Source organism: Shewanella sp. NIFS-20-20, assembly GCF_019209865.1.
Taxonomy (GTDB): domain Bacteria; phylum Pseudomonadota; class Gammaproteobacteria; order Enterobacterales; family Shewanellaceae; genus Shewanella.
Window position 1 is genome coordinate 16,534 of sequence record NZ_JAHUTT010000053.1, and the last position, 13,080, is coordinate 29,613.

General features: G+C 48.6%; 12 protein-coding genes. All 12 read right to left on the bottom strand.

What is annotated here, in order from left to right; genetic code table 11:
• Position 1: 1 nt before the first annotated feature.
• Positions 2–1,201, bottom strand: coding sequence for a sensor domain-containing diguanylate cyclase (locus tag KU855_RS14815; protein ID WP_218531044.1), 1,200 nt, complete (start codon positions 1,199–1,201; stop codon positions 2–4).
• Positions 1,202–1,281: 80 nt separating this feature from the next.
• Complete coding sequence (gene purK, locus KU855_RS14820) at positions 1,282–2,358, bottom strand: 5-(carboxyamino)imidazole ribonucleotide synthase (protein ID WP_218531045.1); 1,077 nt, start codon at positions 2,356–2,358, stop codon at positions 1,282–1,284.
• Between the two features lies 1 nt (position 2,359).
• Positions 2,360–2,851, bottom strand: a complete 492-nt coding sequence (purE, locus tag KU855_RS14825; protein ID WP_218531046.1) for a 5-(carboxyamino)imidazole ribonucleotide mutase — start codon at positions 2,849–2,851, stop codon at positions 2,360–2,362.
• 311 nt (positions 2,852–3,162) lie between these two features.
• On the bottom strand, positions 3,163–3,501 hold the full coding sequence (locus tag KU855_RS14830) for a cytosolic protein (RefSeq protein WP_218531047.1): 339 nt from the start codon (positions 3,499–3,501) through the stop codon (positions 3,163–3,165).
• 772 nt (positions 3,502–4,273) lie between these two features.
• Positions 4,274–5,494, bottom strand: a complete 1,221-nt coding sequence (hydF, locus tag KU855_RS14835; protein WP_218531048.1) for a [FeFe] hydrogenase H-cluster maturation GTPase HydF — start codon at positions 5,492–5,494, stop codon at positions 4,274–4,276.
• Entirely contained in the window at positions 5,487–6,530 is a 1,044-nt protein-coding gene (hydE, locus tag KU855_RS14840; RefSeq protein WP_218531049.1) for a [FeFe] hydrogenase H-cluster radical SAM maturase HydE, read from the bottom strand. Before hydE ends, hydF begins: the two co-directional genes overlap by 8 nt.
• Positions 6,527–7,126 carry a hypothetical protein gene (locus tag KU855_RS14845; RefSeq protein WP_218531050.1) on the bottom strand — a complete coding sequence of 200 codons (600 nt, stop codon included), beginning with the start codon at positions 7,124–7,126 and terminating at the stop codon, positions 6,527–6,529. Before KU855_RS14845 ends, hydE begins: the two co-directional genes overlap by 4 nt.
• Complete coding sequence (gene hydG / locus KU855_RS14850) at positions 7,123–8,556, bottom strand: [FeFe] hydrogenase H-cluster radical SAM maturase HydG (RefSeq protein WP_218531051.1); 1,434 nt, start codon at positions 8,554–8,556, stop codon at positions 7,123–7,125. The genes KU855_RS14845 and hydG overlap by 4 nt, the downstream gene beginning before the upstream one ends.
• Before the next feature lie 79 nt (positions 8,557–8,635).
• Entirely contained in the window at positions 8,636–9,310 is a 675-nt protein-coding gene (locus tag KU855_RS14855) for a cytochrome b/b6 domain-containing protein (RefSeq protein WP_218531052.1), read from the bottom strand.
• 10 nt (positions 9,311–9,320) lie between these two features.
• On the bottom strand, positions 9,321–9,641 hold the full coding sequence (locus KU855_RS14860; RefSeq protein WP_218531053.1) for an iron hydrogenase small subunit: 321 nt from the start codon (positions 9,639–9,641) through the stop codon (positions 9,321–9,323).
• Positions 9,642–9,653: 12 nt separating this feature from the next.
• Positions 9,654–10,886, bottom strand: coding sequence for an iron hydrogenase large subunit HydA (gene hydA / locus KU855_RS14865; protein ID WP_218531054.1), 1,233 nt, complete (start codon positions 10,884–10,886; stop codon positions 9,654–9,656).
• A gap of 344 nt (positions 10,887–11,230) precedes the next feature.
• Complete coding sequence (gene dauA / locus KU855_RS14870) at positions 11,231–12,958, bottom strand: C4-dicarboxylic acid transporter DauA (RefSeq protein WP_218531057.1); 1,728 nt, start codon at positions 12,956–12,958, stop codon at positions 11,231–11,233.
• Positions 12,959–13,080 lie beyond the last annotated feature (122 nt).

Here is a 13,080-nt window from a genome sequence, read left to right on the forward strand (position 1 = left end):
ATTAACTGGCGAGATAATTAAGGGGGATGACTTTGGCGAGTTTGCCCCTTTTTTGTTGATACATCGCCTTATCAGCCGCTTTAAAGCTGCGCTCAAAATCCCCTTGGAATGCGCTGATACCAATACTGAAATCAATCGAGGGCTGATGGCGGCCGCAGGCCTGCATTAAGTTGGCCAATGCCTGCGACAGTTGCGGCTCGTCATTTGGGAATAGCACCACAAATTCATCGCCGCCAAAGCGTGCAATCAAGGAGGAGCTAGTAAATGCTGTGTGTAGGTATTGGCTAAAGGCGATTAAGATCTGATCGCCGGCATCGTGGCCCTGATTATCATTTATCTGTTTAAGCTTATCGAGGTCGATAATACACAACAGGGCTTGTGTGTGCTGTACCAGTAAGGCCTCAAAACGCTGACGATTGAGTAGGCCCGTTAGGCTATCGGTATTGGCGAGCGCTTGGATTTGTCGAGATTGCTGAAATAAGGTAATGGCATGACTGGCTTCACGACTTAAAATCGACACTAGGTTTTTATCGTATTTATCAAAGGCGCCATAGCTGGAACTGTCGAGATTAATCATGGCATATAGGTTTTGATTGACATAAATGGGCGCGGATAAGGTGGTCCGAATGGGCTGAGGACTGCTGCTGAGAAAGGCTTGTTTTTGGGCCTCAGATAAGCCGGAATTATTATTGAAACTTTCCATATCATTGATGGTGACAACCTGATCGCATCGACCTTGGGTTAATTTGTATTCAAAACTTTGATGCAATGAAAATTGAATGCTCTGCAATTGCGCTAAATTCATGCCTTGGGCACACACGAATTGGCATGCTTGGTTGCTGCCAGTGATCTTGATGATGCTGCCCATGTGCGCATTGGGGATCAGCGCTATGGCTTGCTCGAGTAGGGTTTCAAAAAACTGAGTTTCATCAGTGAAGTCGACGGATGTGAGAGTGATTTCCGCGGTGAGCTGATTGATCTTTAGCACCCGTTCAATATGGCGCCACTGCAGTTTGACTTGGCGGCGATATAAGGCATAAGCACTCGCGGTGCAGGTGCAATAAATGGCGACGTACCAAAAGATAGCAAGATCATGGTTGGCGGTGATTAGCCAAAAGCCCAAGGGGAAGCTTAACAGCAGTAAGATGGCTAGCTTATATTGGCTATTGACCTTGGCGTATTTAATTATAGGTATTTTCATCGGCCATTAATGTCAGAGGGAATCACTATGCCTGAGTCAGGCATAGTGATTATATGCTGATATTTCAATGCGTTGATAATTTATTTCTGGCAGTTTTCACTCATCCAGCTCAGTGGCGCTTGATATTGTGACGGCAACCAACTTTTTAGGGTCGTTAGGCTCTGCTGGAGTTGTTCGGGATCGCTAGCATTGAGGTTAAGGTGACCCACTTTACGCCCAGGCCTAACGTCTTTGCCGTACCAGTACAGTTCGGCATTGGCTAAGGTCAACCAACGGGGATCGTAGTCGACACCAATCAAATTAACCATGGCCACCGGACATTTAACCGTTAACGCTGGAATGGCTAATTGCGCGACAGCCCGCAGGTGTAATTCAAATTGGTTGATATGACAGCCCATTTGCGTCCAATGACAAGAATTATGCACTCGCGGAGCTAACTCATTGACTAATAGGTTGTCGCCTAGGCGGAAACACTCCATGGCCATCACTCCGACATAGTCAAGGCTGTCCATGATGCGACTGAGCATGGCTTCGGCTTGGGCTTGTAGCGGTTGTAAACGTGCTAAAGGTGCCAGCGTCGCCATTAAGATGCCATCTTGGTGTAAGTTGAGCATCAAAGGGTAAAATTGGCACTGGCCATCGGCTTGGCGGACACCGACTAACGACACCTCTTCATCGAAGGGGATTGCTTGCTCGGCGATGCTGTGTTGGCGCCAATCGTTTGGGATATCCGTGGATTGGCTGCTATCAAGCCAATGTTGCCCCTTGCCATCATAGCCACCGGTGCGGCGTTTGAGTAAGACTCGATCACCAAATTGCTGGTGCAAGGTCGAGGCACTGACGTTATCGTCGACTAATTGCCACGGGGCTGTGGCAATTTCAATCGAGTCTAATAACGATTTTTGGGTAAATCGGTCGGCCAATCGTGCAAACACCGCCCCATTAATAAAGTGCGGGTGTTCACTCAATTGTAAGCTTAATGGCGATTGTGGCCATTGTTCTCGTTCGGCGGTGATCACATCGGTGGTTGCCAGTGGCAGGCGCTCGTCGCTGGGCTCCATGATATCCACGGGGATAACATGCAGTCCAAGTGGCTGGCCGGCGTGTTTCATCATGGCACCCAATTGGCCATCGCCCAGAACCCAAATAGTGGCCATGTTAGACCTCTCGTGGATCAGGTTGAGACAAGACATCGTCTGTTTGCGCTTGGCGGAAAGCATCAATTCTTGCGGCTAAGGCGCTATCGCTCACCCCTAAGATTTGAGCGGCCATCAAGCCGGCATTATAGGCGCCAGCAGTACCAATGGCTAAGGTACCCACGGCAATGCCTTTGGGCATTTGAACGATAGATAATAAACTGTCCATGCCGTTTAATGCTTTGCTTTGAACTGGCACGCCGAGAACGGGCAAACGGGTTTTAGCAGCCAACATCCCAGGCAGATGAGCGGCGCCACCTGCGCCACCAATAATGACACTAAATCCCTTGTCGGCAGCGGTTGCGGCAAATGAGATTAATTTATCGGGAGTGCGATGAGCCGACACCACTTCAACATGATAACTCACTTGTAAAATATCTAAGATCTCGGCTGCGGCCTGCATGGTTGGCCAATCACTTTTCGATCCCATGACGATTGCTACCAAAGGTTGCATGTTCACTCCTTGCTCAGGGTTTTTAATTATTTGCTGGGGTATAGATGTTAGACGCGGCGTTGGCAGGCAACGCCCTTTATGGCGCACAATGATACCATGTCGGTGATTTGATGGTATTTTCTAGTCGCGAATAGTGTGTCCAGTTATGTGGACACTGGGAAGGTTTCATCTTCCGCCTGCTTAACCTATGCTCCATTCCTTCCTAGGGATACCGCTCGCCAGTTACCCGTAGAATTGCCTTACTTATTGAAACTAGGATCTCGCTTCAATCAATTTTTCAATTTCAACGTATTCAACGTACTCAATAATTTTCAATCCATTCGGGTGATAAAGGTTTGCTCGTCATCCACAAAAGCCACAAAACCGCCGTGATAGATAAACACCCGACCACGCCCTTCCACTAGGCAAGCAAGCATTGGGTCTAAGTCTTCTTCATTATCCTGACTTTGAAAAGTGCCGGTGTCGGTGATTGCGCCCCTGAGTGCAGGCAAATATCCATAAGTGCGCTTGGCTTGCTCAATCAGGTTCAATTCGCTGGCGGTAGAAAAGCAAGAGGGGATCATACCGGCTTCTTCAATAAAAAGCGTTTTCAGTTCTTCAAAAGCTGTGATCACCAGCCAGTCGATGCCGTTAACATGATGGATAAACATAGAGTTTCTCGGTAATTCTGATGCGGAGATTTTATCACTATCAAGAAAGAAAGTAGTAATCGTTGAGACTTAGCTGTCAAAGGCGGTAATACCATGCCATTTGGGCATTCTCTCGCTCAACTTGAATCTCGTGTCAGCCCCAAAGTTGCCTGCGGCATGGCAAGGTAATCGCCCTGCCAGCGATGAAAGGTCGTGGGTTCCACCCACATGGGGCAAGAGGGGATCAACAGCAATTCCCTCTTGCATCTCCCTTGCCGCTCCAGACGGTGCCGACAGCCCCTCGAACTTTTGATGAAAATCGCTATCGGCTCAGACGCTCGTCCATGATTCGACTGAGCCTGACTCGGCGTCCATGCCTCATCCACGCGATTTTCACCAACGTTTTTCGGCGGCACCGATGGGGAATTGGTGTATTCCTCAGGTTCAGATGTAGTTGCTATGAACTTCTTGGTTGATGAGGTCGTGTAGTGGTACGGTGAATTTGACCACTACAGAGGCAGGTGGCACCAATTCCCCGTCCGAAGTTGCCGGAGGGAAATGGCTGCAATAGCAAGTCCCGTCATGGATGACGGGGCAGCCACCGCTGAACCATGGATGGTGAATCGGTGGCGGTTGCGTAATTGAAGTCATTTAACGATGGATAACAACTTCGGTTGGGGCGGCAGGGGAGATCCAAGAGGGACTTGCTGTTGAGCCCCTATTGGTCGGGTGTCACGATGTTCCGCCAAGCGAAGCTTGGCTATCTGTGCCGGTAGGCAAGCCCTGCAAGGGCTTACAAAAGATGCCTGAGTGGCATCACCACTCTGTCCATCACTCCCTGTAACTTAGCAATCGCCACACCATAATTAGTGATCGCGACCCCGCGACGTTGACATTCGCGGATGCGCCGGATCATTTCAGCCCGAGTGAACATACAGGCGCCACAATGCAACACTAAGGCGTAAGGCTGGAGGTCGTCAGGGAAGTCATGGCCGGCCACGACGATAAATTCCACCTGTTTTCCTGAGTATTGGCGGATAAGTTGCGGCAGTTTATGTCGGCCAATATCATCGGCTTGGACATTGTGACTGCAAGCTTCGGCGATGAGTACCTTATCACCATCCCGTAAGTTATCTAAGGCGTCGGCGCCGGCAACCAAAGGGGCTAAATCTCCTTTCGCCCGGGAAAATAAAGTTGAAAACGTGGTTAATGCAATCGATTCAGGAACAATATCAGCGACTTGCTTAATGGCTTGCGCATCGGTGATGACTAATGCCGGCGCCGAGGTTAACTGTTGCAGGGTGTGTGCTAATTGCTGTGGTTGGCACACGAATGCCATGGCATGCTGATCTAAGGCCTCCCGCAGTAATTGCACCTGTGGCAAAATTAATCGTCCTTTGGGGGCCGCACTGTCGATAGGGGCCACGCAGATAATCGTCTCCCCTGCTTGATAAAGGTCGGCCGCTAAACAAGGCTCCGCTTTATGCTCGGCGGGCGCTAAATCATACAGCACCTGACACAGTTGCAAACGCCGCGCCGGCTCGGTGGCAGACATGACTAAATGCGGCAATGCGAGCTGCTGGCACCAAAGGGTATCTTGGGGGCTTGGCTCTGAGATATCGAGTTTATTAAACACCAGCAGTAAGGGGATCTCTTTATCATGAAAATCCAAAATTTGCTGTTTATCAAGCTCAGTGATGCCGTGTTCATCGACGACATAAATCAGCATGTCAGCGCGATATATCGCTCGATAACTCGCCTTTACGCGCTGTAATCCGAGTTCGCCCTCATCATCAAGTCCAGCCGTATCGACTAGGCTCACTGGGCCTAATGGCAGCAATTCATAAGCTTTGGCGACGGTATCAGTGGTGGTGCCTTTAATCGCTGACACAATCGAGACTTGCTGTTCCGTCAATAAGTTAATTAAGGATGATTTGCCAACATTGCGGCGGCCCGCTAAGGCGATATGGTAGCGCAAGCCTCTGGGGGTTTGTTCTGCAATGGCATTACACATGGGATGTCCTTAAGCTATCACCGCGATGGGAAACTGGACTAAGTCCGATGGCGATAATCTGTTGTTTGAGTTCGCTGATACGTTGGGTTAGTTCAGCATTATGGCAATTTTTACCGGGATATATCCCGTAATTTTGTGACACTTGCAGCGGCGTAAATGAGGGCATAATGACATTACTGCCTCGTTGTAACGCTTGGAGGCGGCTGCCAGCTGCTAGGGCGTCTAAGGCGCTGGTGGCCGGGATATTGGCCAAAGGGTTGAGTAAACGCAACAGGGCGCACAGTCGCTGACTCTTCATCACGCAACCGTTGGTGTGCTGGGCCATGGGGGTGAGTGGATGCGCCACAAAGGGACCGCAGGCAATCATGTCGAGTTGCAGTGCGGTTAGCGCCAAAATATCGCGGGCCATTATGGCATCAGTCGTGCTAGGTAAATCGGTAATGATGCCGCTGCCAACTTGATAACCTAAGCTCTTTAGCTGAGCGAGTTTTTCTAGACGCTCATCAAAATTGGCCTTGGGCCTTGTGGCGCTAAATAACGCGGCATCGAAGGTTTCCATTTTAAGCAGATAGCGATCGGCGCCGGCCTGTCGCCATAATTCAAATTCTTGGCGGCTTCTATCTCCCACGGATAAGGTGATGGCTAAAGACGTTTCACGTTTAATCGCGATAATCAGTCGCTCGATTGTTGCGGCGCTATAGCGGCTATCGTCGCCCGATTGCAGCACCACAGTGCCCATGCCTAATCGTTCGGCGTCAACGGCAGCATCGATAATCTGTGTTTCGCTCAGGCGGTAGCGATTGACGCTGCGGTTATTGGCTCGCAGGCCGCAATAATGACAGTCGTTGCGGCAATAATTAGAAAACTCAATCACGGCGCGTAAATAGACTTGGCGGTTGAAGTGCTGCGCCGTCACTTGCGCGGCTTGCTTAAATAAGCCGTCATCGTCAGCCCCTTGCAGCAGTTCAATCAATTGTTGCTGGCTAAAGTTAACCGTGGGTTTTACTGGGCTGTGATGTGAGTCTTGCCCGATCATATGGCGAGCTCCTGATCCCATGATTGCACCTGGCTTGCGAAGATCTGGCGACACTCATCAATATGGCGGTATACCGCTTGTATCCAAGGGTCATCACTGCTTAATGGTGCCGAGCTATTGAGATCGAAGCTCAGCTGTTCAATATTGCATTCTAGCCAGAAGCCTTGCCCCGCGGCGGTTGCGCTATGGGCGTAGTGGCCGATAAAGAGACGTGTATCGGTTAAGATCATTGGCTGGGTTGGTAACAAGGTGCTACGAATGTCTTGGACTTGCTGAGGATAGCGCTCAACCAAGCTTGCTATCCAGCGATCTGAACTGTGCCATTCTCTTGCCATGGCGGCGGGCCTGATACCTTGGCGTAAGACTTGCTCAAAGGCCGTGTGCCAACTGGCCTCGGCGCTGGCAGAGATCAACACCAGTTGCTGTAAGTGACCAAGAGCCAGTTGGCGAGATAGCACCTCGTCAACGACACCGTTGACAAAGCGGGAGTAAATTGCCGCATGCATAATCACAGTGCGGCTTTGAGCCAAGGCATGAATTAAGGCGCCCAAATCGAGACTTGGGCTAACGTTGAACGCTAATGGCGCAGTGCTCACAAATAAATATCCCGTTTACCTTCATCTGTCATGGTTAAACACTGACTGACATTACGCCGGCGGCTGGGGCTTAATTTATCTAACTCTCTTTCAATCAAAAGATTACCTGCCGTGCGCGTTCGCTCACTGGCATAATCGTTGAGGTATTCCCTAAAGGTGATCAACGCATTGGGTTGGCAGAATTTACCGATAAACTGTTGCTTTGCCAGACCCATAAAATGATCACCGGTGCGGCCTTTGCGATAACAACCGGTACAAAAAGACGGGATCGCATCTGATTCGGTCACCAGTTCATAGATGATGTCGTCCATGGCGCGATGATCGCCCAAACTGAATTGTTCGGCATCATGCTGATCTTGTTGGCTGGCTTGATAGCCACCTGGAGCTGTTTTTGAACCTGCACTGATTTGGGACACTCCTAAACTTAAGAGCTCTTTACGAAGCTCAGCACTTTCACGGGTACTCAAAATCAGCCCGGTGTAAGGCACCGCGAGGCGGGTAATCGCCACGATGCGTTTAAAGCACTCGTCATCCACTGCAAATGGCGGCTTTTCTGACAGACTTGAACCATGGGCAGGCTCAATCCGTGGGAATGAAATGGTGTGGGGGCCCACGCCACAATCTTGCTCAAGTTGCTGGGCGTGCGCTAACAAGGCCATTAATTCAAAACGATAATCATATAAACCAAATAAGGCGCCAATACCCACATCATCAATCCCGGCTTCCATGGCACGGTGCATCGCATACAGGCGATATAAATAGTCTTTTTTCTTGCCTTTAGTATGGACTTGCTCGTAGGTGCTGCGATGGTAAGTTTCTTGGAAACATTGATAAGTGCCAATGGCCGCAGTCTTTAAGACAGCAAAGTCTTGCGTATCCATGGGGGCGCAATTGACATTAATTCGGCGAATTTCGCCACTGTCACCCTGCTTAACGCTGTACATGGTAGCAATGCTGTCAACGATGGCGGTAACATTGTTGCGAGGGTGTTCACCATAGACAGCTAAGATGCGTTTATGCCCCATGTCTTCGAGTATTTCGACCTCTTTGACAATATCGTCATGCTTGAGTGTCTTACGTTTTAGTTCATGATTATCTGCATTAAAGCCACAATAACTGCAGGCATTGGCACAATGATTTGAGACATATAGCGGGGCAAACAGCACAATGCGATTACCGTAAATCGTATCTTTAATGTCTCTGGCAATAGCAAACATTTGCCGCTCTAGTTCACTGTCTTGATTCTGCAGCAGAACCGCAGTGTCTTCCATCGTGAGCCCTTCGCATTGGCGTGCTTTCGTCAGCACGGCTTGCACTTGCTCGGCCGTAGGGGTCACATTGGCATTGAGCATGTCCCATATTTTATCCTCATTGATAAAACTGACACTAGGATCATAAATAGGTTGTTTGAGGTCATGATGAGCTGACATGGAAAAATCTCATAAAAATTAAAAGGCGAGAGTGGCGTAGCCAGATGGCTACGCCAAACAAGGCGAACTGTCGGCGGAGCTATTGCGACGAACGGTGTGGGTTGGCATTCACCGCGACGATTTCTTGCTCAACCCATAGCGGGGTGTATTCAGCCGCATCATGGTAGGGCACATTGCCATGGATCATCATCGCCTTAAAGTCATCAAAACGGTAGACTGCTAAGAACAGGTGGATTGGCAAAAATCCAGTCAAGATAAGTCCTGCAACGAGGTGGATCATTCCGAGGCTATAGCCGAGATCTCTTGGCATGGCATGAGGAACCAGCCATAGCGCTAGGCCCGAAATAATCAGCAAGGTGCCCCCAATTAATACGCAAGCGCCAAACAGCTTTTGGCCTGAGTTATATTTATTCATTGGCGGCACTGGCACTTTTTTACCCAATAAGAACTTTTGAGGGTAGCCGCCGAGCACCATAAACCACTTGACGTCGCGAATTGAAAAACTGAACACGCGGGCAATAAATAACACCACTCTGTCGAACGCCATCAGGGTGAAGGCAACGGCGTCGAGCGCCATGACAATCCCAGCAATAATATGGATATCAAATGTGAGTTGCATGGCTTCTTGCGACAGAGGTTTGAAAAATAATATCAAGCCAGTGGCCGCTAAGGGTAAGAAACTTAACAACAAAATATAGTGAAAAATTCGCACGTTCAATGGGTGCTTTTGAATGGGGCGAGTATCGTGATGCATGATGGCGTCCTTAAGAATTCAACTTGGTGCGATCAACAAAATGGGTATGCAGTAAGTCATGAGATTTATGGCCGAGCGGCTCACCACCAAATTCTTGGTAGTATTTAGCCACGGCAGGATTGGCATGACTGACACGCAGTTTGGCGATGGCATCATCTTTATACAGGCCTCTGGCCCGCGCTTTTATATAGTCGTTACGCTGGGCAATCCGGTTGGAAATCCAGCCGACTGGGAGTGCCATGACCGCTAAGAAGGCTGCGCCTATGGCCATAAAGCGACGACGAGAAATAAAAAAGCTGTCTTCCGCAAATTCGTAAGTTTTCTTAGTCATAGGTAAATTCCCTTAAATGTTGCCAACCCAAGATGAACCTGAACCGGCAATCGGTTGACCACCGCCATTAACGCAGCCACCGGCACAGTTCATGACTTCGATAAAATGATAAGGCGATGTGCCTGCCATGATGTCGCGTAAGATCGGCTCGATGTTGTTGCCCATGTCGTGTACCACGGCCAAATTAACGGTGACATTTTGGCCAAGCTCGTTATCAAATAAGCTGACTGAGGCTTGTTTTACACCTTCTAAACCGCGCACGGGTTCCAGTTCTAACTTAGCCATTTCGCGACCCGTTAAGACTTTATGGGCGGTGCGAACCGCAGCTTCCATGACGCCACCTGTGTTGCCGAAAATGGTGCCTGCACCCGTGTATTCAGAGAATAAACTGTCGCCATTAAAGTCAGGCGTAGTGGCTAAATCAATCTCCAACAGTTTTAATAACTCGGCCATTTCTCGGGTCGTTAATACCGCATCGATATCTTGATATGGGGCAGACTGGCTTCCTTGAGACTGATGATATTTCCACGCATCATTAAATTCAGGGCGCGAAGCTTCGAGTTTCTTAGAAGTACAAGGCATGACTGCAACAGTAAATATCTTCTCTGGTTGCATATCATAGATTTTGGCGCCGTAGGTTTTAGCGACAGTGCCCGCCATTTGCTGCGGTGATTTTGCGGTGGATAAATGCGGTAATAGGGCCGGGTATTGAGTTTCTAAATAACGGACCCAGCCGGGACAGCACGAGGTGAATTGCGGCAATTTACCAGCATTGGCTTCACCTTTGACATTGGCGTGGAGGCGATGAATAAACTCTGAACCTTCTTCCATAATGGTGAGGTCGGCGGCAAAGTTACAATCAAAGATCTTAAAGCCTGCTTGATGCATGGCGCCATAGAGCTTATTGGTGACTAATTCGCCTTGAGGCAGACCAAATTCCTCGCCAATGGCCACTCGCACTGCCGGCGCGATAATACCCACCACTTTGATCGCAGGGTCATTGAGTTTGGTTATCACGCTTTCAAGGGCACTGTGAGTCTCAACAATGGCACCAAATGGGCAGTTGAGTAAACATTGGCCACAGCTGAGGCATTTATCTTTATCTATGGTATGAACGGCGCCTTCATTGCCTTCTATGGCGTTAGTTGGGCAGAATTTTTTACAAGCATCACAGCCTTTACATTTAGACGCTTGAATTTCTATTAGCCCCTGAATTTCTCCAGGTTGAAAGCTAGTGGTAGTCATAGCGATATGCGTTCCTTATTTTAGTTGTATTTTGTTGATTGCATTGGTTAATACATAGGGTTATTACAGAGGTTTTCTGGGATTGAGTGTAAGAAACGTTAAATTAATAAAAATTGTTTCACGTCAATTAATTGATGAAAAATAAGTTTTTTGAGAAGAATTTAGGTTTATTTTAAGGTTGTCGCTTTGCAAATCAGCGATTCGGGTGTTTTTTTTAACTCTTTTAGATGTATTTCGCTGCAATCCTGACCCGTAAGGCGCTTAACACGCCTCTTGGGAATCAAGATATTGAGCTGTAAAAGGTTGTTGTTATCTCAAGTCTTGCAGGCATCCTTGCCCATAAGTCACGACTGTTGCAGTGCATCAATTAAATTGGCATGAAAACTTAAGTGACCATCAATGGGGAGCACTTTAGCGCGAGCTAAGGTGCGTAAGGGTTGAAATTGCAGTTCGCAGATCATTAACTTGGTGTGATTGTGCTGACAGGTGGTAATTAATTTGGTTAACGCTGCCAATCCGCCGGCATCCAATAATGTTACCCCTTCTAATTGCAAAATAAGGGTATGTTTGTTGTGGCTCAGGCGGGCAATCTCCGCAAAGACATGATCCGCAGCGGCGAAGAATAACGGGCCATCTATACGCAGTACGCAGACATCGTCATTGACCACATGACTGAATTCTTCTGGCACGAAGCGCTTATCATGACTGATATCTCGAGTGCGGGTCATCTCGGCTAAATCTTTCATAAATAATAAGGCGGCCAAGGCAATACCGACGCTGATGGCTATCACCATGTCAAACATGACGGTTAAGCCAAAACACACTAAAAAGACGGTCACATCACTCATGGGCGCGGTTTTTAATAAGTGCACCGCTTTATGGGCTTCGCTCATATTCCATGCCACAACCAGTAACAAGGCTGCCATGGCTGACATGGGGACGTAGGCCAAAATATTAGCCAACGCCACCAAAGCTAATAATACCACTATCCCATGAATCACAGCCGCGATAGGGGTTTGTCCGCCAGACTTCACGTTTGCCGCGCTCCGAGCAATGGCCGCCGTTGCCGGAATGCCGCCAAAAAATGGCGCAATGATATTACCTAGCCCTTGACCTAATAGTTCACTGTTAGCGCTATGGCGTTTTCCTGTCATACCATCGAGAACCACGGCGCATAACAGTGATTCAATTGCCCCCAACATGGCGATGGCAAACGCTGAGGGTAAAAGTGCCTGAATTAAATCAAGATTCACCGTCAGCGGCGCATGATTGGGACCCGCTTGGAGCCAAGGCCACTCAAATGAGGGTAATACCGGTGGAATACCAAAGCCCGTCGTACCATCTGCCAAGGTGTAATGAAAACGACTGCCGATGGTATCTATGCTCATGCCATGTTGATTGAGCCATAAGGCCAACATACTGCCAATAATGACCGCGGGCAAATGCGCCGGCACAGGTAGCTTTAATTTTGGCCACAACAACATTACCGCCAGCGTGACTAATGCCACTAGCAAACTTGGCCAATGGCTGCTGGGCATAGCTTCAATTAAGGTGGATATTTTTTGCCAATAATGTTCTGGCATCGAGGTGATATTGAGGCCAAAGAAATCTTTTAACTGTAGTGTGGCAATCACGACCCCGATCCCGGCGGTAAAGCCTAACGTTATCGACTCGGGAATGTATTGAATTAAGCGCCCTAAACGCATCACGGCCATGAGCACTAATATGATCCCGGACATAAAGGTCGCTAATAGTAATCCGGCTAAACCAAATTGTTGAGCGATAGGGTAGAGCAACACCACAAAGGCGGCAGTCGGGCCAGAAATACTTAGGCGAGACCCTCCAGTGAAGGCAATAATTATCCCGGCAATAATCGCTGTGTATAACCCGTATTGGGGGGGCACGCCGCTGGCGATAGCTAAGGCCATGGCGAGGGGAATAGCGATAATGCCGACGGTAATACCCGCCAGTATATCTTTGCTGAATTTAGCTTTGCTATATGCGTGGTTAAGGCAAGCATCTCGAAAGGCAAATCCGAGTTTGAGTGAAAATAGGTGGGCTCTATGTGTAATGCCGTTCACTTAGTGTGAACGGCATTTTTCTTAGACTTAATGGGATACTTGTTTTTACTCATTTTTAACGCACGTGGATAGGCCCTATCCCGTTTCCCATCAAGCTTGAACTGTCTCGCATT